Raw genomic sequence first — 21,301 nt, forward strand, 5'->3', positions numbered from 1 at the left:
GGGGGCCTACTTCAGTTCGGGCAGCTGCGCTTCGTTTTTGACTTCGGTCTGGGCGACTGCGTCGGCCGGCAGCACCACCCGCTGTTTGCTCAACAATTGGCCCATGTTCGCCAATACCCGATACATCGAGTATTCCTCGGTGTACCGCACCTCGGTGTAGCGACGGTTGGCGTTGTACAGCTCGTTTTCGCTGTCGAGCACATCGAGCAGGGTCCGCTGGCCGAGACCGAACTGATCCTGATAGGCGGCGCGTACACGGGAGGTGGTTTCGGCGTATTCCCGGGCGGTAGGGGTCTGCTTGCGGGCGTTGAGCATCGCGTTCCAGGCCAGGCGCGTGTCTTCGTTGAGTTGACGCAGGGCGTTGTTGCGGATGTCCATGGCCTGGTTGATCTGGTGAGCATTGGACGCCAACCGCGCCTTGTCGCTGCCGCCGCGGAACAGGTTGTAGTTCATCACCACACCGACCCGCCAGTTGTTGTCGTGACCTTCTTCGCCACCGAGGTTGTTATTGGCGCCCACCGCCGCCTCGGCGTCGAAACGCGGGTAGAACGGCGACTTGGCCACTTCATACTGGCTTTCGGCGGACTGCACGTCGGCCTGGGCCGATTTCAGGTAGGGGTTGTTATCCACCATGCTCTGCTGGGCTTCGCGCAGGTCAGCGGGCATTTCGCCTTTGGTCGAGGGCGGGGTTTCCAGCTCATCGGGCATGCGCCCGACCACGCTGTAGAAGTTAGCCTCGGCGTCGGCCAGGTCGACCTGGGCGGTGTCGTAGTTGTTTTCCGCCAGGGCCCGACGGGCATTGGACTGATCGGAGTCGGCGGTACTGCCCACGCCACGCTCGGTGCGCAGGCCGATCTGGTCGTTGACCCGTAGGTGAGCCTGCAGGTTGTTTTTGGCCAGGGTCACCAGCTCGCGACGCTTGAGCACTTCTAGATAAACCTCGATGGTGCGTAGCGCCAGGTCCTGGGCGGTGCCTTGGGCGTAGTAGGCCCGGGAATTGACCACGCCTTTGGTGCGTTCCACTTCATTGGCGGTGTTGAACCCGTCAAACAGCATTTGCCGCAGGCGCAGTTCCGACTGGGTGTAAGTCAGGATGTTGGTGTGGTGATTGCCCAGCGCTCGGGTATTGGTGTTGTCGCTGTAGCCCCGCCCGTAGCCGGCATTCAAATCCACCGATGGGAAGAACCCCCCTCTGGCGACCTTGACGTCTTCATTGGCCGACAGACGGCTATCGACCCGTTGTGCCAATTCCGGGTGAGTCGCAATGGTGCTCTGGATCGCTTCGGTCAACGACATGGCCTGCGCAGAAGAAGAGCAGGCCATGGCCAGCAAAACCGCGCTGCAGAGGGGGGAAAGAACGCGCATGGGGTGCATCTCCTGAGGTCTGTTGTACTTCGCTGTCGCCAATATATTGACGTATTTAAGATCAAAACCGTTTCAAGCTTGTAACAACACAGCTAAGAACATCCTGCGCAAAACCTAAGAAGAATTTCTCATAACGCTTATGCCAAAAAAAACTTATGTGCTTGGAAAAAAGCGGCACATTGTTCAAAGCGAAAGCCTTTGAATCTGCGGGTCCTGACGGATTTTGGGCGTCAATAAAGTTCCATCATCAATTTGAAACGATGTGAAGAGGTGCTGAAAAGGACGATTTGCAAGGCGGTTTTCAGTGACGGTTTTTTGTCATTGTGGCGAATAGCTAGCGCCTTTTGCGTCCACCAAAGCTGGCAGATTTTCCAGATTTCCTGGCTGCCAACCGGAGCGCCAACTCTTCACCCACACAGGTGCCGACTGCGGTTGGCAATGGAGGAATGCACATGGCAGCGCTCATCGGTACCGTCAGCAAGGTGGTAGGACAGGTTTTCGCAGAAGCCGTCGGCGGTCTGCGGCGACCTCTGGTTGAAGGTGATCGGCTCTATGCCGGCGAGCACCTGATCACCGGGGCCGAAGGGGCGGTGGCTGTGCAGTTGCAAAACGGCAAGGAGTTGACCCTGGGCCGTGGAAGTGACCTGACGCTGAGCCCGCAACTGCTTGCCAATCAGGCCTCTGCTGGCGACACGCCTGAGGCGACTACCCCCAGCGATGCGCAACTGACTGATGTGCAAAAACTGCAACAAGCCATCGCCGCCGGCGCCGACCCGACCCAGACCGGCGAGGCAACGGCTGCAGGCGCCGAGGGCGGTAATCCGGGCGGCGTGGGCGGCGGGCACAGTTTTGTGTTGCTGGAAGAGGTCGGCGGGGAGGTTGACCCGCTGATCGGTTTTCCCACCGCCGGGTTCAACGGGATACCCGAGTTTCCAGAACTGCGTCTGGCCGGTGATGCGGATGACGGCGGCGACGATGCAATCGTGCCACCGGTCGACCCTGAAACGCCGGACAACCCGGTTACCCTTGATGGCTTGACCGTGGATGGCGGTGAATTGACCGCCAATGAGGCGAACCTGTCTGACGGTTCCGCCAGCAATCCTGGCGCGCTGGTGCAGAGCGGCAGCTTTACCATTTCCGCGCCCGATGGATTGAGCAGCCTGAGCATCGGTGGCATCAACGTAATCACCGGCGGCGTACCGGCAGGTTTTCCCCAATCCATCACTTCAGCGCTGGGCAACACGTTGACCATCACCGGTTACAACCCCGCGACCGGTGTGGTCAGCTACAGCTATACCCTGACGGACAATGAAACCCATCCCGCCGGTGGTGGCGCCAATACCATCAGCGAGCAGTTCCCGGTCGTAGCCGTCGACAGCGATGGCGACACAGCTACGGGGACCTTGGACGTCAATATCACCGACGATGTCCCTCAGGCGATCGACGACAGCCACGCCAGTACCGCATCGGAAAGTCTTGTCACGCTCACTGGCAACGTCTTGCCCAACGATCACCAAGGCGCCGACCGCATCCCCACCGGTCCTGACAGCGGGCCGATCATTGGCGGTACGTTCACCGGCACTTACGGCACCCTGGTGCTGAACCCCAACGGCACGTACACCTACACCCTCAACACCAGTGACCCGCAATTCATAGCGTTGCACGGCGGCGGAAGTGGCACTGAAACCTTCACCTACACCCTGACCGACGCCGACGGCGACACCAGCACCGCCAATCTGGTGTTGCAGGTGCACAACAACGACGACCCGGTGATCATCGAAGGCCTGGACACCGAAGGCGGCGAGCTGAATCTGCAGGAGAAAAACCTCAGCGACGGCACCAGCCCGGATGCTCCGGCGCTGACCCAAAGCGGCACCTTCACCATCACCGCACTGGACGGTGTGCAGACCCTGAGCGTGGGCGGCATCAATGTCGTCACGGGCGGTGTTGCGGCCGGTTTTCCGCAGTCCATCACCACGGCATTGGGCAACACGCTGACCATCACCGGCTTCAATGCCGCCACGGGTGTGGTGAGTTACAGCTACACCCTGCTGGACAACGAAGCCCACGCAAACGCCAACGGCGCCAACAGCCTGAGCGAGCAATTTGCCGTGGTGGTCACCGATGACAACGGCACCACCGCCAACGGCAATCTGGACGTGAACATCGTTGATGATGTGCCCCAAGCCGTGGACGACAGCAACGCCGGCACCGCCTCGGAAACCAACCTGACCCTGACCGGCAGCGTGCTGACCAACGACACCGAAGGCGCGGATCGGGTGGCGTCCGGCCCGATCACACCCGGTACTTTTACCGGCACTTACGGCACGCTGGTTCTCAACGCTGATGGTTCCTACACCTACACGCTGAACACCGCCGACGCTGACTTCAAAGGCCTGAACGGCGGCGGAAGCGGCACTGAAACCTTCACCTACACCCTGACCGACGCCGACGGCGATACCAGCACCGCCAACCTGGTGTTGCAGGTGCACAACAACGACGATCCGGTGATCATCGAAGGCCTGGACACCGAAGGCGGCGAGCTGAATCTGCAGGAGAAAAACCTTAGCGACGGCACCAGCCCGGATGCTTCAGCACTGACCCAAAGCGGCACCTTCACCATCACCGCGCTGGACGGTGTGCAGACCCTGAGCGTCGGCGGTATCAACGTCGTCAGCGGTGGTGTTGCCGCCGGTTTCCCACAATCGATCACCACTGCCTTGGGCAACACGCTGACCATCACCGGCTTCAATGCCGCCACGGGTGTGGTGAGTTACAGCTACACCCTGCTGGACAACGAAGCCCACGCAAACGCCAACGGCGCCAACAGCCTGAGCGAGCAATTTGCCGTGGTGGTCACCGATGACAACGGCACTACGGCCAACGGCAACCTGGACGTGAACATCGTTGATGATTTGCCCACCGCCCATGCTGACTCCGCCTCGGTGGATGAAGGCGGAACGGTCAGCGGTAACGTCCTGAACAACGATGTGGGCGGTGCCGACGGACCCGCCGCAAGCGGCGCGGTGATCGGTGTGCGTGCTGGCAGCGACACCTCAACCTCGGCGGTTGGCGGCCTCAATACCCAGATCCACGGCACCTACGGCTACCTGACCCTGGACGCCAACGGCAACGCCGTTTACCACAGCAACCCGAACACTGTCAGCGCGCCGGGCGCCACCGATGTGTTCACCTACACCGTGCGCGATGCCGATGGCGATGAAAGCACGACGACCATCACCATCGACGTCTACGAAAGCTGCCTTGTCGCCACACCGGACGAGGAAATCAGCGTCTACGAGAAAGCCCTCGACCTGAATCAGGACGGCCAGGACCTGGCCCCTGGCACCGTCACCGGCAGTGCGCCGAACGCTAGCACTGAAACCGCCAGCGGAAGTCTGGTCGGTTCGGTCACAGGTGCGATCGGCGCCGTCACCTTCGCTCTGGTGGGCAACGCTACGGGGGCCTACGGCCAACTGCTGCTCAACCCCGATGGTTCGTACACCTACACCTTGACTTCGCCAGCCACCACAGCACCTTCGGCCAACGATGGTCCGAATATCCTGAGTGAAAGCTTTACCTACCAAGCCACCGATTCCCTGGGCAATACCGTCACCAGCACCATCGTCATCAACATCGTCGACGACGTACCCACCGCCCACGCCGATTTGGCTTCGGTAGTGGAAGGCGGCACGGTCAACGGCAACGTGTTGGACAACGACGTGCTCGGCGCTGACGGTGGCGCGGTGATCGGCGTACGGGCCGGCAACGACACCTCAACCCCTGCAATAGGTGGCCTCAACACCCAGATCAACGGCACCTACGGCTATCTCACGCTGGACGCCAATGGCAACGCCGTTTACCAGAGTCATCCGAACAGCGTCAGTGAACCCGGTGCGACCGACGTATTCACCTACACCGTGCGCGATGCCGACGGCGATGAAAGCACCACCACCATCACCATCGATGTCTACAACAGCTGCCTCGCTGCCACACCGGATGAGGAAGTCAGCGTTTATGAAAAAGCCCTGGACCTGAATCAGGACGGCCAGGATCTGGCCCCCGGCACGGTCACCGGCAGTGCGCCGAATGCCACCAGCGAAACCGCCACGGGCAGCCTTGTCGGTTCGGTCAGCGGTGCCGTCGGCGCTGTAACGTTTGCCCTGGTGGGCAATGCGACCGGCGCCTACGGTCAGTTGCTGCTCAACCCTGACGGCTCGTACACCTACACCCTGACTTCGCCCGCCACGAGTGCGCCCGCCGCCAATGACGGCCCGAACGTGTTAAGCGAGAGCTTCACCTATCAAGCCACCGATTCCCTGGGCAATACCGTCACCAGCACCATCGTCATCAACATCGTCGACGACGTGCCCAGCGCTCATTGTGATACTGCCTCGGTGGTGGAGGGCGGCACGGTCAGCGGCAACGTGCTGGACAACGACGTGCTCGGCGCGGACGGTGGCGCGGTGATCGGCGTACGGGCCGGAAACGACACCTCAAACCCTGCAATAGGTGGTCTCAACACCCAGATCAACGGCACCTACGGCTACCTGACTCTGGACACCAATGGCAACGCCGTTTACCACAGTAACCCGGACTCCGTCGGCGTGCCGGGCGCCACCGACGTATTCACCTACACCGTGCGCGATGCCGACGGCGATGAAAGCACCACTACCATCACCATCGATGTCTACAACAGCTGCCTCGTCGCCGAAACTGATCAGGACATCACCGTCTACGAAAAAGCCCTGGACCTGAATCAGGACGGCCAGGACCTGGCTCCCGGCACCGTCACTGGCAGCGACCCGAGCGCCACCAGCGAAACCGCCACCGGTAGCCTTGTCGGTTCGGTGACCGGTGCCAGTGGTGCGCTGACGTTCAGTCTGGTGGGCAACGCCACCGGCGCTTACGGCCAGTTGTTGCTCAACCCTGACGGCTCGTACACCTACACCCTGACTTCGCCCGCCACGACGGCGCCCAACGCCAACGACGGCCCGAATGTATTGAGCGAAAGCTTCACCTACCAGGCTACGGACGCCTTGGGCAACAGTGTCACCGGCAACCTGGTGGTGAGCATCGTCGACGACGTACCTACGGCCATCGCGTCCGAGCGTTCGGTGACGGCGGTGGAGATCGACTCGAACCTGCTGATCGTGCTCGACGTGTCCGGCAGCATGGCTGATCCCTCTGGTGTGCCGGGGCTCTCGCGACTGGACCTGGCGAAACAGGCCATCAGTGCCTTGCTCGATAAATACGACGATCTGGGGGATGTGAAAGTCCAGCTCGTCACCTTCAGCAGCAGCGCCACCGACCAGACTTCCGTGTGGGTGGACGTGGCGACCGCCAAGTCGCTCCTCACCGGCCTGTCAGCGGGCGGTGGGACCAACTACGATGCGGCGGTGGCGGCGGCCAAGACCGCGTTTGTCACCTCGGGGCAACTGACCGGAGCACAGAACATTGGCTACTTCTTCTCCGACGGCAAACCCACTACGGGCCAGGGGATCGATGCGGCGGACGAAGCGGCGTGGAAAGCGTTTCTCGACGCCAATGGCATCAAGAACTACGCCATCGGCCTGGGCGGCGGGGTCAGTGACACTCACCTCGACCCTCTGGCCTACGACGGCAGTACCCACACCGACACCGACGCGGTGCTGGTCACCGACCTGAACCAGCTCAACTCGGTGCTCTCCGGCACCGTGCAAGGTGTGCCAGTCACTGGCAGCCTGCTGGGTGAGGGCGGCTCGTTCGGCGCCGACGGTGGGTTTGTCAAAAGCCTGGTGGTCGATGGCACCACCTACAGCTACGATCCGACCGCCAACGCCGGACAGGGTGCGCTGACCGCGAGCGGCGGCGCCAACCATGGCACCTTCAACACCGCCAACAACACGCTGAGTATCGCCACTGACCACGACGGCACACTGGTGGTGAATCTCGACACCGGCGAGTACAGCTACACCTCCCAGACCGCCACCAACACATTGATCACCGAGACCATCGGCTTCACTGTCAGCGACAACGACGGTGACCTGGCCAGTTCCAGCCTGGTGGTCAAGGTTCTCCCCAACAGCCCGCCCGTGGCAGTCGACGACAACATCATCACCAACGTCCTGTCGGGCAACATCGTGATCCCGGGAGAAATGCTGCTGGGCAACGACAGTGATGCCAACGGTGATCCGCTCACCGCCTCCCCCACAAGTTTCAATACCGGATGGACAGCCAAAGGCGGGGATTTTACCGGCAGCACCGGCACGGCCAGCTTCACCGGCAACAATGTGCAGTCGATCAACCTCAACCGCGGTGCCTTTGTCGCCAATGCCGCGACCATGACCGCGGTGCTGGTGGTCAGCGGTGCACTGGGGATGGTCTCCAACCACAACAGCAACGATGAAGACTTGCTCAATATCAGCCTCAAGCAGGGTGAAACCCTCACCCTGGACCACAACCTGGCGGCCGGACGCATCGCCCTGGAGTACTCCCTCAACGGCGGGCCTTTCATCGCGATCACCGACGGTGCCTCGTTCACCGCGGCGGCCGATGGCAACTACCAGATCCACGTCACCAACATCGCCAATGCCAGCGGCGGCAACCCCAACGGCGCGGAAAACTACCAACTGACCTTGACCGTCAACTACGCCGGCGCCCAGGACAGCACGCCGGACTACCACGGCAGCTACACCGCCAGCGACAATCACGGTGGCAGCGACAGCGCAGCGGTCGGCATCAGCTATCAGGCCGGCCACACCCTGACGGGCACGACCGGAGACGACGTGCTGATGGCCGGCGAGGGGGACAACATCCTCAACGCGGGCGACGGCAACGACATACTCAGCGCCGGTTCGGGCAACAACGCCTTGCATGGCGAGGCGGGCAATGACTTGCTCTACAGCGGCGCCGGCAACGACCTGCTTGACGGTGGCACTGGCAACGACACCGCCAGCTATGCCCACGCCAATGCCGGCGTCACGGTGAACCTGGGCCTGTTGGCGGCGCAGAACACCTTGGGCGCCGGTATCGACACGTTGACGGGCATCGAAAACCTGGTCGGCTCGAACTTCAACGACACCCTCACCGGGGATGGCGCCAGCAATCGCATCAACGGCGGCCTGGGCGACGACGTGCTCAATGGCGGTGGCGGCGATGACGTATTGATCGGCGGCCTGGGCAACAACACCCTGACCGGTGGCAGCGGCGCCGATACCTTCCAATGGCAGGTGGGCAACAGCGGCCATGACCTGGTCACGGACTTCACCCCTGGCCTGGACAAACTCGACCTGTCGCAACTGTTGCTGGGGGAAAACGGCAGCAGCGCGTCCCTGGACGACTACCTGCACTTCAGCGTCACAGGCAGTGGTGCGTCGGTCATGACCAGCATCGACGTCAGCAGCACAGCCGGTGCGACACCGAACCAGACCATCGACCTGGCTGGCGTCAACCTTGCCAGCTACTACGGCGTCACGCCGGGCGTGGACGGCATGATCGCCGGCGCGGATACCGCGACCATTATCAACGGAATGTTGAATGATCACTCGTTGAAGGTGGATACGGTGTGAGGTGAGCTGAAACGAAAAAACCCGCCATTTCCTGACTGGGAATGGCGGGTTTTCTGTATTTCGGGGTGGGGCTGTGTCGGATTCCCTGTGGGAGCAAAGCCTGCTCGCGATAGCGGTGGTTCAAGTTGCATTGAGGTTGAATGTGCCTCAGTCATCGCGAGCAAGCTTTGCTCCCACAGTGGTCTTGTGGTGGTGCCCGGTATTCGGCCACAAAAAAATCCCCTGTGGGAGCGGGCCTGCCCGCGAAGACGGCGGCACATCCACCATCACCGCCCCAGACACACCGCTTTCGCGAGCAAGCCCGCTCCCACAGTTGTTGATTGCGGCTGCTCACAGATCCAGGGTTCGCCACAGATCCCCTGTGGGAGCGGGCTTGCCCGCGAAGACGGCGGCACATCCAGCACTTCAGGCTCAGGCAGGGCGCCATCGCGAGCAGACTCGTTCCCTCAAGAAGAGTGGGTTTCGCTGAGGTTAGCGAGCAGGCATTCGGGGCGTCTCACCGATTTAGTGGATTATTCCTTCAACTGCTTCTGCTTCTCGGCGATGAGATTGAAGCTTGAGCGCGGCACCACGTGATGCCGGGGTGGCGTAATAAAAGACCTGACCGCGCAATTGCCCTCGGCGAGGGTAGGGTATACGCGCCCGTTGTGGCGACTGGCGTGGGTCCCGACTTCAGGGCTTATGCAGGGTTTTTTGCCTGAGGATATAAACCGTCACCAACACCGCACTCGTCAACATGAACGCCCGTGCCCACGGCAGTGGCACCAGGTAGCAGGACAGCAGAATACTCGCCCACATCAACCCGATGGCGTAGACCTTGCCCTTGAGTGGGATGCCGTTGCCGCTGAGGTAATCGGCGATCCAGGGCCCGAGCCGCGGATGGCCCACCAGCCAGCGGTAGAAGCGTGGCGAGCTGCGGGCGAAGCAGGCAGCAGCCAGCAGCAGGAAAGGCGTAGTGGGTAATACCGGAATGAAGATGCCGATGACCCCCAGCACCACGCTCAGCCAGCCGATGGCCAGCAGAACGTAACGCAGGATCAGCGGGCGCTTGCCGATGGGCGCGGGCACCCGATGGCTCAGTGGTGGCGCGGCTTGAGGATCGCCGGTTTCTCGTCGGGTGCGTTGCACAGCAGGTACAGGGCAGTGAGTGCTTCCGGGATCTGTACGACCATGTCGTCCATCAGGTTCGCGTCGGCAGCGATGTCGGAAAACTCCGGTTGTTCGTCGAACAGGCCGGAACCGACCATGATCGGCAGGAGCATTTCGCTGACTTCGTCTTCGGCGGTTTCGAACCAGGCGGCTTCACGCAGGAACACGCCTTCCATGAAGCCGATGCACCAGCCACGCAGTTCCGAATCGTCCGGGTCATCGCCCAGGTCCAGCTCGCATGGCAATTCGAATTCTTCGTCGGAAGCCAACTGACGGGCGATGTGGGCCTTGAGGCCAACCAGCGTGGCTTCGATTTCGGCGCGCTGGGCTTCGTCGGCGTAATGCGGCTCTTCGGCGAACAGGGCATCGATCCACTCACGCTCCGGCACCTGTTCGGAGCAGATGGACAGGGCGGTCAGATAGCCGTGAGCGGCCACGTAATCCAGCGCTTCTTCGTGCAGCTCATCGGCGTCGAGGAAGACTTGCAGGCGGGTCAGTTGCTCAGCGAAGGACATTACAGGCTACCTTGGGGAATAAACAATGCGGGAATTCTAGGCCTTCTTGAGCGCCCAGGCCAGCCGCGTGGCGTATTTGCTTCGACTTGGGCGCACGGGCAGGTCGCGATACCTGTAGGAGCTGCCGAAGGCTGCGATCTTTTGATCTTGATCTTGATCTTGATCTTGATCTTGATCTTGATCTTTCGTCTCTCGACTCAATGGACAGTGGAAAGATCGCAGCCTCGTTGCACTCGGCAGCTCCTACAGGGCGCATAGCGTGCAATCGCCTATTTGATCACCTCTTGTCAGCAGCGCCCTTTGCCGAGAAGGCCTCGGGTATACTGCCGCGTTTTGTGATGCCCTGCGGCGTCCTGGCGTTTCGAAACGCGCACTTACGATTTGCCGGTGCAGCGTGTTTGAATCTGAACCAGCCTTGCAGGGATGTTTCGGTGATTTTTGGAGTTTTTATGCTCGAACAGGCTCAACGCGTCCTCAAGGACATCTTCGGCTACGACAGTTTCCGTGGCCGCCAGGGTGCCATCATTGAGCGCGTGGCCAGCGGCGGCGATGCTCTGGTGCTGATGCCCACCGGCGGCGGCAAATCCTTGTGCTTCCAGGTGCCGGCGCTGTTGCGCAACGGCCTGGCGGTAGTGGTCTCGCCGCTGATTGCGTTGATGGACGACCAGGTTGCGACCCTTGAAGAGTTGGGGGTTGCCGCCGCTTCGCTGAACTCGACCCTCAGCGCCGAGCAACAGCGGGACCTGGCGGCGCGAATCAAGCGCGGTGAAATAAAAATGCTCTACCTGGCCCCGGAGCGGCTGGTGCAGCCGCGCATGCTGGCGTTCCTGCAGAGCCTGGAAATCGCCCTGTTTGCCATCGATGAAGCCCACTGTGTGTCCCAATGGGGCCACGACTTCCGCCGCGAGTACCTGCAACTGGGGCAACTGGCCGAACTGTTTCCCGACGTGCCACGCATCGCCCTGACCGCCACCGCCGACAAACGCACCCGCGAAGAAATCGTCGAACGCCTGCACTTGCAGAACGCCGAGCGGTTTCTCTCCAGCTTCGACCGACCCAACATTTTCTACCGCATCGTGCCCAAGGAGCAGCCGCGCAAGCAGTTGCTGGCGTTTATTGCCGAACGGCGCAGCGACGCCGGCATCGTTTATTGCCTGTCGCGCAAAAAGGTCGATGAAGTGGCGGCGTTTCTCTGCGAGCAAGGCTTTCCGGCATTGCCGTATCACGCCGGCCTGCCCAATGACCTGCGGGCCTACCATCAGAAGCGTTTCCTCAATGAGGAAGGCCTGATCATGGTGGCCACCGTGGCGTTCGGCATGGGCATCGACAAGCCCAACGTGCGTTTCGTCGCGCACCTGGACCTGCCCAAATCCCTCGAGGCGTATTACCAGGAAACTGGTCGCGCCGGCCGTGATGGGTTGCCAGCCGACGCGTGGATGGCCTACGGCCTGCAGGACGTGGTGATGCTCAAGCAGATGCTGCAGAACTCCGAGGGCGACGAGCGCCACAAGCGTCTTGAGCAGCACAAGCTCGACGCCATGCTTTCGCTGTGCGAAGAGACCCGCTGCCGGCGCCAGACCTTGCTGGCCTATTTCGACGAGGACATGCCCCAGCCTTGCGGACATTGCGACAACTGTGTCGACGGCGTGGAAACCTGGGATGCCACCGAACCGGCCCGCCAGGCGTTGTCGGCGATTTATCGCACCGGCCAACGCTATGGCGTGGGGCATCTGGTGGACGTATTGCTGGGCAAGGACAACGAGAAGGTGCGCAGCTTTGGCCACCAGCATCTGTCGGTGTTCGGTGTGGGCAAGGCACGCACGGAGAGTGAATGGCGTTCATTGTTCCGTCAGCTTGTGGCCCGCGGGCTGGCCGATATCGACCTGGAAGGCTACGGTGGCCTGCGCCTGAGTGCCAGCTGCCGACCGTTGCTCAAAGGCGAGGTCTCCCTCGAACTGCGCCGTGATCTCAAACCGGCAACGGCGATCAAGAGCAGCAAGAGCCAGGCCAGCCAACTGGTGCGCGGCGAAGAGCGGGACCAGTGGGAAGCCTTGCGCGCCTTGCGTCGCAAGCTGGCCGAAGAGCATGGCGTGCCGCCGTATGTCATCTTCCCCGACTCGACGCTGCTGGAAATGCTCCGCAGCCAACCGACCTCCCTGGCGGAAATGGCCCGGGTCAGCGGCGTGGGTGCGCGCAAGCTGGAGCGTTACGGTGAAGCCTTCCTCCAGGTGCTGGGCGGCGAGGCCGAAGCGCCGAAAGCGGTGGCCGATGTTCGTCACGAATTGATCACCCTGGCCCGCGCTGGCATGACCCCGTTGCAGATCGCCGGGCAACTGCAATGTTCGGAAAAGAACGTGTATACGATGCTGGCCGAGGCCATCGGCAAGCAGCAGTTGTCTTTGGAGCAGGCGTTGGATTTACCCGAGGAGTTGATGGGCGAGGTGCAGGATGCATTTCTGGATGGCGAAGGCGAGTTGCCGCCAGTGTCGGAAATTTCTGCGTTGTTTGTCGGTCGGGTCCCAGAGGGCGTCCTGTATTGTGTCAGAGCTGCGTTGCAGTCTGAATTTGAAGTCTGATCAGTGAGTTACGGTCCTTTAACGATTCACTACAGGGGAAACCTTGCCTGAATCCAAAGCTCATGCTTAGCTGACTAATAATTAGTTTTTCTCTATTTCAGATCTGATGAGTTTTTTTATGCCGTTAACCGATCAACACCGTTTTGGCATGCAGTTGGCGCAAATGTCTCGAGGCTGGCGTGCCGAGCTGGATCGTCGCCTGGCCGGGTTGGGTCTGTCTCAGGCCCGCTGGCTGGTGCTGCTGCACCTGGCCCGTTTCGAACAGGCGCCGACCCAGCGTGAACTGGCTCAGAGTGTCGCTGTCGAAGGCCCGACCCTGGCCCGGTTGCTCGACAGCCTGGAAGCTCAGGGCCTGGTGCAGCGTCAGGCCGTGGCCGAGGATCGTCGTGCCAAGAAAATCGTGCTTTGTGCACCGGCGTTGCCGCTGATCGAACAGATCGAAACCATTGCCACGCAACTGCGCCGCGAGTTGTTCGAGGGAGTCGATGAAGCCGACATGCGCGTGTGCATGCGGGTCCACGGCACGATTCTGGCCAATCTGGAAAAATCCTGAGGCATATCCTGCGGGTCAGACTTTTTGAGATTCGGCGGTTCGCGAACTATAACCAGTACTTAGGCGCTCAGTCTGGTAATCAAAAGGGATGCCCATGTTTGTAAGTTTGCAGTGCACGTTGCGCAGTTGGGTCAACGTGTTGGTCGTCGTGGCAGCCATGGGGTATCCGGCGTTTGCATCGGCGCTGGGGCTTGGGGAGATCACCCTCCATTCCGCCCTGAATCAGCCGTTGCGTGCCGATATCGCCCTGGTCGATGTGGCTGGGGTGAGTGAAAGCGATTTATCGGCCAGCCTGGCGAGCCCGGACGATTTCAGCCGTGCCGGCGTGGAGCGGGTGTTTTTTCTCAATAGCCTGCGCTTCACGCCAGTGCTGCGCGGCGAGCGCAGCTACATTCGGGTGACCTCCAGCAAACCGGTGGAGGAACCCTTCCTCAATTTCCTGGTGCAGCTCAACCAGCCCAACGGGCGCCTGCTGCGCGAATACACCGTGTTGATCGACCCACCGGGCACGCCGGGTATCGTGCCGGCCCGGGACGAGCCTTCCGCCACGGTCCAGGCAACGCCTGCGATCAAGCCGCCTGCGGCTACTCAAGGCAAGCGCTATACCGTCGTGCAGGGAGACAACCCCTGGTCCATCGCCAAACGCCTGCATGACGCCGGCAGCAATGCTTCGGTCAATGAGCTGATGCAGGGCATCCAGGCCCTGAACCCCGGCAGCGAGCGGCTCTCCGTGGGCCAGCGTTTATTGCTGCCCGATTCTGCGGTGCTGCCATCAGCGACAGAAGCGGTTGCGGCCCCGGCCGCCGCCGAGTCTGACGAGCAACTGGCCGCCAGCGTGCTGCAGACCGAGCAGCAACAAAAAACCATCGAGCAACTGCAGGCGCTGCTTCAAGCGCAGGACGAAGAAATCGCCGGCCAGCGCGAGCAGATCAGCGAGTTGCAGACACAACTGGCCGAGGTCACGCCGGCCCCTGCTGAATCTGCGCAGCCGGAGTCGGTGCCTGCCGCATCAGCCGCATCACCCGCGCCGGCAGATCAAGCACAACCCGTCACAGAACCGGTCCCGGAACCAGAGGAGGGCATTAACTGGTTGTGGATGACGGCGCTGGTGGGGCTATTGGGGTTGCTGGGGTTATTGCTGTTCCTTCGTCGACGGCAGCAAGAACAGGCCGAAATGGAGCCCATACCCGAGCGTCCTGAACCGATGCTTGAAGACGACAGCCCAACCTATGCGTCGACCGCCGATACGGAGCAGCCCGAGGCCGCCACATCGTTCAGTAACGGTGATGCACCTTTGGGGGACGTGCTGGAAGGAGTCGGGATTTACCTGACCTACGGTCGTTTCACCGAAGCGGCGGGATTGCTGCGCGCCGCGTTGCTGACGGAGCCCGCGCGTACCGACCTGGGCCTCAAGTTGCTGGAGGTGCTGGGCAAGCAGGGCGATACCATCGGTTTCCAGGCCCAGGAACATCATTTGTTGGCGCAGGGCATTGATGTCAGGACACTGGAGGAGATCCGCGGGCGTTATCCGAAGGTCGCCGCGGTCGCCGCGCCCATGGTGACAGAGCCTCAGCCGCTGGCGCCGCTGCCTGACGCCGTCCCTGTGTCCAGTGACGAGTTCGAGCTCGATCTGGATGCGCTGTCCATGGAAACCAGTTGGGACCTTGCCGAGCCCCCGGACAGTGCCGCTGAAAAAACACCTATTGCGCCGGAAGGCTTTGGGGACTTGTCGCTTTCGAGTTTCGACGAGCCGGAGCTGCAGTGGAGCGCACCGTCGGAAACCGAATCGCTGGACGATGCATTTCTCGATGGGTTTGCCGATGAAGAACAGTCGCTGGAACTGGAGCCGATGGCCCTCGAACCTGTTCGCCAAGAGCCTCAGGTAGCGGAACACTCCGACAAGCTGGAGCAGGCGCAGAACTGCATCGACGATGGTGATCTGAAAACCGCCGTCGCACTGCTGGAAGAGTTGCTCGAAGAGGGCAACGAACCCCTCAAGCAAACCGCGCGGGTGCTGCTGGCGGGGATTCGCTGAAGTCCTTTATTGATGTGAACCTACCGGCCCCTTCGCGAGCAAGCCCGCTCCCACAGGGGGGGGACGGTGAACGCCAATGCTGCGCCCGACACGAAACCAATGTGGGAGCGAGCCTGCTCGCGATAGCGGCAGCACAGTCGACATCATTGCAACTGAACCACCGCGATCGCGAGCAGGCTCGCTCCCACACAGTAGCTGTTGCGGATACAGGGGTGTGTCTACGCCTCCCCTTGGTTTGTTGCATGGCCATCAAAACGTCTGCCCCAGATTCAGATACACCGCCTGTTCATCATCATCGTTAAACCCATAACTGAAATTCAGTGGCCCCAGCGGCGTATCAAACCCCAGGAAAATACTGGCGGCATTGATGTAGCCACTGTCGAACTCATTGTCGTTGTTCCACGCCCGGCCCCGTTCCAGGGAGCCGCCGATGTACAGCGGGAAATCCAGCGGCAGGTAGGCTCGCGGTGTGAGCCTTCGGTAATACACGGCGCGCATCAGGCTCATGTTCTGCCCGGATATGCCGTCTTCGCGAAAGCCCGACAGCTGCCGCGCACCGCCGAGTACAAAGCTTGAAGTCACCACATCGGCGGTGTCCAGGGTACGCCCGTAACGCCCGCCGAGGATGAAGGTGTCCGGGCCGCGGCTCAGCGCCTTGTCCAGGTTGAGTTCCCATTGGCGGTAACGCTGGTCGGAACCCAATCCCGGCTCATACTGGCGCCAGGTCAGGCCGATGTCTTCGCCTTCATGGGGGAAGTACACATTGTCGAAGGAGTCGAATGAATACTTCAGGTCGTAGAAGCCTTCATTGAAGCTTTCGCTGGGCTGGTCATGATCGCCAATACGTACATCTGCCTCGCCCCAGGCTTGGCCGACACCGAAACGGATTTCGCCGCTGTTGCCGATCTGCCGGCCCAGGTTCAAGCCGAAGCCATAACGCTCGACGCGGTACTGGGCCACCGGATCGTTGTCCAGGATGGACTCCACGTTGCGGGATTCGAATTGCCCGTAGGGTGCGATGAAGTAGCGCGAGCCGACATCCAGCGGCTGGTAGAACTCGCTGTACAGTTCCTGCTTGCCGCCGATCTGCGCCCGGGTCAGCCACTCCGCGCCCAAGCGGTTGATGCCATTGACCCGATAGCTGGCGCCGAGGTTGAAAGCGCTGTCGCCGCGCATGTCGTCCGACAGGCTCAACCCCAGCCGCAGATAATCGGTGCCGGTGCGTTTGCCCCGGGCACTGATGACCAGCGTATGCTCCGGGGCCTTGTGCACGACGCGGTATTGCACCTGTTCGAAGTAATCCAGCCCGTACAACGTGCCCATATCGGTTTGCAAACGACCCAGGTCCAGTGGCTCGCCGACTTGCTGGCGAACGTAATAGCGAATCACATCGTCGCCGACTTTCGAGTCGTTCTCCACGCGAATGGCGGTGATGACCGGTGTGCGCTCACTCGGGGTACGCGCCGCCATGAGTTCGGGGTCGGCCGGTTCCGTGGGGCGCAGGTGCGCCAGGCGAGCCTCGAGTATTTGGGTGGCACGGTAACCGGCGTCGATCATCTCTTGGGCACGGCCAAAGTCTGTGGCGCCGAAGCTCGCCAGCGCCGGCTGGATCAGCACATCGTCTTTTTTCAGCGTTGCCAATTGTTCTTCGGAGTTGCGCCGGGTCATCAAAGTGGTCGACTGGTTCAGGACGTCGATCACCGTGACCAATTGCTTGCGGGTGCTCAGCGGGGTGCCGATGTCCACCACGATGGCCATGTCCACGCCCATTTCCCGGGCCACATCCAGCGGGATGTTGTCGGTCATGCCGCCATCTACCAGCAATCGGCCGTCCAGTTCCACCGGCGCGAACACCGCCGGGATCGACATGCTGGCGCGGATCACCTTGGGCAGGTGGCCCTTGCGAAACACCACTTTCTCGCCACTGGCGATGTCGGTCGCCACGGCGCGAAACGGGATTGGCAGTTTGTCGAAATCCCGGGTGTCGCTGGCGTGGGCCAGCAGGCTTTCAAGCAGCAGGGCCAGGTTCTGCCCCTGGATAACGCCCAAGGGCAGGCCGAGGCTGCCGTCGTCGCGAAAACTCAGTTTCTGTTTCACCAGAAAGTCCCGGTCATCCTGCTTGCGCCGGAACGGCACGTCCTTGCGCGGCGGGGCGTCGGACAGGGCCTGTTGCCAGTCGATGCCCAGGGCGAGTTTTTCCAGCTCGTCGATTTTGTAGCCCGAGGCATACAGCCCGCCGATCACGGCGCCCATGCTGGTGCCGGCGATGGCGTCGATCTGGATGCCTTGCTCCTCCAGAGCCTTGAGCACCCCGATGTGGGCCAGGCCCCGGGCGGCGCCGCCGGACAGTACCAGGCCGACTTTCGGACGCGGGGCCTGAGCGGCGTCGGCGAACAAGGGCAGCAGTAACAGAAGCAGGCAAGGCAGCAGGCGGCGCATCGTCAATCTCGGGGCGGGCGATCAAAGGCAGGTATTATAGCGATGCCTTTGCCCCCAGGAGTTCCCCCGCAATGACCGAACACAAACCGGAAGTCGTCATTACCTATTGCACCCAATGCCAGTGGCTGCTGCGCGCCGCCTGGTTGGCTCAGGAGCTGCTCAGCACGTTTAGCGACGACTTGGGCAAGGTGTCGTTGGTGCCGGGCACCGGTGGGGTGTTTCATATCAGTTGCGATGGCACGCAGATCTGGGAGCGCAAGGCCGATGGTGGTTTTCCCGAGGCCAAGGTTCTCAAGCAGCGGGTCCGTGACCGGATCGACCCGGAGCGGGATCTGGGCCATAACGACCGGGTTCAGTGAGACGTGGCTTGGGCCCCTACACCCGGTTTCTTTGTGCCGCCACTGAGTTGGCTCGACACCACGATCGCAACGATGATCAGCGCGCCACCCAGCAGCATGCGCAATGTGGGATTTTCATCGAATAGCAACCAGGCCATGGTGATGCCATAGACCGGCTCCATGGCAAACACCACCGCCGCCGTGCGGGCCTTGATCACCGCCAGGCTGGCGACGAACAGGCTGTGGGCCAGGCCGGTGCAGAACACCCCCAGCAGGGCGATCCACAGCCAGTCGACAGGGCGCACGTCAATCAGTTGTGGCGCTGCCATTGGCAACAGGCAAAACCCGACCACCAGGTTCTGGCACAAAGCGGCCTGTACCGGCGGCACCCGTGTGGAACCGGCGCGGTTGACCAGCGAAAGCAGGGAGAACAGCAAGCCCGAAAGCACGGCCCACAGCAGGCCGGTGGTGGCGCCGCTGGCCAGGTCGAAGTGCGGTGTGACCAGCACCAGGCCGATGCTCACCAATACCACCAGCAGGATTTCATTGACGCGGATCCGCTCGCGGAAAATCACCCCTTCGAGCAGCACCGTGAAGGCCGGGAAACTGGTAAAGCCCAACGTGGCGATCGCCACGCCGGCGACTTTCACCGCGATGAAGAAGCTCACCCAATGGCCGGCGAGCAATAGCCCGCCCAGCAGCAAGCGTCGAACGTCCTGTGCGTGGAGCTTGTGCCAGCGGGCGCTGCTGGCGAAACGGGCAAAAACTGCCAGGGCCAGCACCGCGAATACGGCGCGACCGAACACGATGACCGCTGGCGAGGCGGCGGCGAGCTTGCCGAACACACCGGTCAGGCCAAACATGAGTGCGCCAATGTGCAGGGCGCCGAGGGCGGTACGGGGAGTCATTGCGATCCTTGTCCAACGGTTGAGCGTCAGGGTATTGAACCCGTTACCGGCCGTTCCTGTCTGTCGCGATCCTAGCGTTTTTTAGCGCGAAGCTAGCGCTGGCGCCGCAGTTTGCCCGGTGAAGCGCCGAATTCGCGCAGCACTGCGGCGGCAAACGCACTTTGCGAGCTATAGCCGACCCGGTGGGCAATTTCACCGATGGGCAGTTGTGAGTCACGCAGCAGCCCTACCGCCTTGTGTAGACGGCGGCTGCGGATGTAGTCCATCGGGGTTTGCCCGCATTCGGCGACGAAACGTGCATGCAAGCGGGCACTGGAGAGCCCGGCGACCTGGGCCAGGTCCGCCACTTGCAGCGGATAAGCGGCGTACTGGTCAATGTGGGCGTTGAGCGCCGCATAGGGCAGGCGCCGGCCACCGATTGTGTCCTGACCAGAGCCATTGAGGCTGGCCAGGAGCAGCACCGCCCCTTGTTGGGCAATCAGTGGGTCGTCCACCGGGCTGCCCGCCAGCCAGTTGACCAACTGGCTTTGCCCCGCATCCAGGGGCCTGCGAGCGGTATTGTCGAGCAATCGGCGGCTGGCGTCGGCGTGATCACCCAAGGCTTGCCCGATCCAGTCATCGCTCGGCACATCCAATACCAGGCAACGGCTGCCACGGGGGCTGCCGCAGGCGTGATGGGCGCCGGCCGGTATCACTACGAAGCTCTGCTGCACGACCTGGCTGCCACAACCTTCGACCTCGAAATCCAACAGGCCGGACAACCCGAACACCAGTTGGGCGTGGTCGTGGCTGTGGACAATCAGGTCGTGGCTGTACTGGCGTAGCGTGAGGATCGGTCTCATCTCGGTCTCCCGGGGCAGGCCGTCAGCATACACCGAGGCCACGCAGCTTCGCGCTGTCATGTAACGGACTTGTTTTTGTCATGGGGTATTAACCGCAGGCAGGCACAGTGGCTAAAACGATCAGAGGGTTGCCCATGACCAGCGCCGAGCTCGCCAGACCCAGCCGCAAACAGCGTGTTCGCACCCTATGGATTTCCGATGTGCATCTGGGCACCCGGGACTGCCAGGCCGAGCATTTGTCGCAGTTTCTCAAGGGCTACCATACTGACAAGATCTACCTGGTGGGTGACATCATCGACGGCTGGAAGCTGCGCGGCGGGATGTACTGGCCACAGGCTCACACCAACGTCATTCGTCGCTTGCTGACCATGAGCAAGCGCGGCACCGAGGTGATCTACGTCACCGGCAACCATGACGAGTTCCTGCGGCGTTACTCCAAGCTGATTCTGGGCAATATCCAATTGGTGGACGAAGCGGTGCACGTCACCGCAGACGGCCGACATTTGCTGGTGATCCACGGCGATCAGTTCGATGTCATCACCCGGTACCACCGTTGGCTGGCATTCCTGGGCGATTCGGCCTATGAGTTCACCCTGACCCTGAATCGCTGGCTCAACCATTGGCGGGCCCGTTATGGCTACGGTTACTGGTCGTTGTCGGCGTACCTCAAGCACAAGGTCAAGACGGCGGTCAGCTTTATCAGTGATTTTGAAGAAGCCATCGCCCATGAATGTGTGAAGCGTGAACTGCACGGCGTGGTGTGCGGGCACATCCACCATGCCGAGATGCGCCGGGTGGGCGAGGTGGAGTATCTCAATTGTGGCGATTGGGTCGAGTCATGCACGGCGCTGATCGAGCACTGGGACGGGTCGATCGAGTTGTATCGGTTGGCCGATGCCCAGGCGCGGGAGGCGCAGTTGAAAGCACTGAAAGTCGCCGAACCTGCTTGAACCCGTAGGAGCTGACGAGTGCAACGAGGCTGCGATCTTTTCCTGCCGCTTGAGTCTCAACCGAAGCTTCAAGATCAAAAG

At 61.6% G+C, this 21,301-nt stretch carries 12 protein-coding genes; 6 read left to right on the plus strand and 6 right to left on the minus strand.

The genetic code is table 11. The features are described 5' to 3' along the window. Positions 1–6: 6 nt before the first annotated feature. Complete coding sequence (locus tag BMY45_RS11010; protein ID WP_092397461.1) at positions 7–1,365, minus strand: TolC family outer membrane protein; 1,359 nt, start codon at positions 1,363–1,365, stop codon at positions 7–9. Between the two features lie 452 nt (positions 1,366–1,817). Here BMY45_RS11010 and BMY45_RS11015 point away from each other — a divergent pair, with 452 nt between their 5' ends. Beyond that, positions 1,818–8,915, plus strand: coding sequence for a retention module-containing protein (locus BMY45_RS11015; protein WP_092397463.1), 7,098 nt, complete (start codon positions 1,818–1,820; stop codon positions 8,913–8,915). Positions 8,916–9,587: 672 nt separating this feature from the next. Here the strand turns inward: BMY45_RS11015 and BMY45_RS11020 are convergent. Together BMY45_RS11020 and BMY45_RS11025 are read right to left on the minus strand one after the other, a co-directional pair. Continuing rightward, entirely contained in the window at positions 9,588–9,983 is a 396-nt protein-coding gene (locus BMY45_RS11020) for a YbaN family protein (RefSeq protein WP_092397465.1), read from the minus strand. An 8-nt stretch (positions 9,984–9,991) separates the two neighbouring features. Beyond that, on the minus strand, positions 9,992–10,579 hold the full coding sequence (locus tag BMY45_RS11025) for a UPF0149 family protein (RefSeq protein ID WP_092397467.1): 588 nt from the start codon (positions 10,577–10,579) through the stop codon (positions 9,992–9,994). A gap of 449 nt (positions 10,580–11,028) precedes the next feature. On the opposite strand from BMY45_RS11025, the gene recQ reads away from it, so the two are divergent. The 3 genes from recQ (at position 11,029) to BMY45_RS11040 (ending at position 15,743) form a co-directional block, all read left to right on the plus strand. After that, positions 11,029–13,155 carry a DNA helicase RecQ gene (recQ, locus tag BMY45_RS11030; RefSeq protein ID WP_092397469.1) on the plus strand — a complete coding sequence of 709 codons (2,127 nt, stop codon included), beginning with the start codon at positions 11,029–11,031 and terminating at the stop codon, positions 13,153–13,155. Between the two features lie 118 nt (positions 13,156–13,273). Then, positions 13,274–13,708, plus strand: a complete 435-nt coding sequence (locus tag BMY45_RS11035) for a MarR family transcriptional regulator (protein WP_047226202.1) — start codon at positions 13,274–13,276, stop codon at positions 13,706–13,708. A gap of 94 nt (positions 13,709–13,802) precedes the next feature. Further along, positions 13,803–15,743, plus strand: coding sequence for a FimV/HubP family polar landmark protein (locus BMY45_RS11040; protein WP_092397471.1), 1,941 nt, complete (start codon positions 13,803–13,805; stop codon positions 15,741–15,743). A gap of 249 nt (positions 15,744–15,992) precedes the next feature. Here BMY45_RS11040 and BMY45_RS11045 read toward each other — a convergent pair whose 3' ends face one another. Further along, complete coding sequence (locus tag BMY45_RS11045; protein ID WP_092397473.1) at positions 15,993–18,182, minus strand: patatin-like phospholipase family protein; 2,190 nt, start codon at positions 18,180–18,182, stop codon at positions 15,993–15,995. Between the two features lie 71 nt (positions 18,183–18,253). Here BMY45_RS11045 and BMY45_RS11050 point away from each other — a divergent pair, with 71 nt between their 5' ends. Further along, the gene (locus tag BMY45_RS11050; protein WP_047226205.1) at positions 18,254–18,541 is read left to right on the plus strand and encodes an Rdx family protein; all 288 of its coding nucleotides are present in this window, start codon (positions 18,254–18,256) and stop codon (positions 18,539–18,541) included. Here BMY45_RS11050 and BMY45_RS11055 read toward each other — a convergent pair. Then, complete coding sequence (locus BMY45_RS11055; protein WP_092397475.1) at positions 18,535–19,428, minus strand: DMT family transporter; 894 nt, start codon at positions 19,426–19,428, stop codon at positions 18,535–18,537. The genes BMY45_RS11050 and BMY45_RS11055 overlap by 7 nt on opposite strands. 92 nt (positions 19,429–19,520) lie before the next feature. Continuing rightward, entirely contained in the window at positions 19,521–20,270 is a 750-nt protein-coding gene (locus BMY45_RS11060) for a helix-turn-helix transcriptional regulator (protein ID WP_092397477.1), read from the minus strand. Positions 20,271–20,404: 134 nt separating this feature from the next. Here BMY45_RS11060 and BMY45_RS11065 point away from each other — a divergent pair, with 134 nt between their 5' ends. Further along, entirely contained in the window at positions 20,405–21,220 is an 816-nt protein-coding gene (locus BMY45_RS11065; RefSeq protein ID WP_092397479.1) for a UDP-2,3-diacylglucosamine diphosphatase, read from the plus strand. Positions 21,221–21,301 lie beyond the last annotated feature (81 nt).

Source organism: Pseudomonas sp. NFACC39-1 (assembly GCF_900110355.1).
Taxonomy (GTDB): domain Bacteria; phylum Pseudomonadota; class Gammaproteobacteria; order Pseudomonadales; family Pseudomonadaceae; genus Aquipseudomonas; species Aquipseudomonas tehranensis.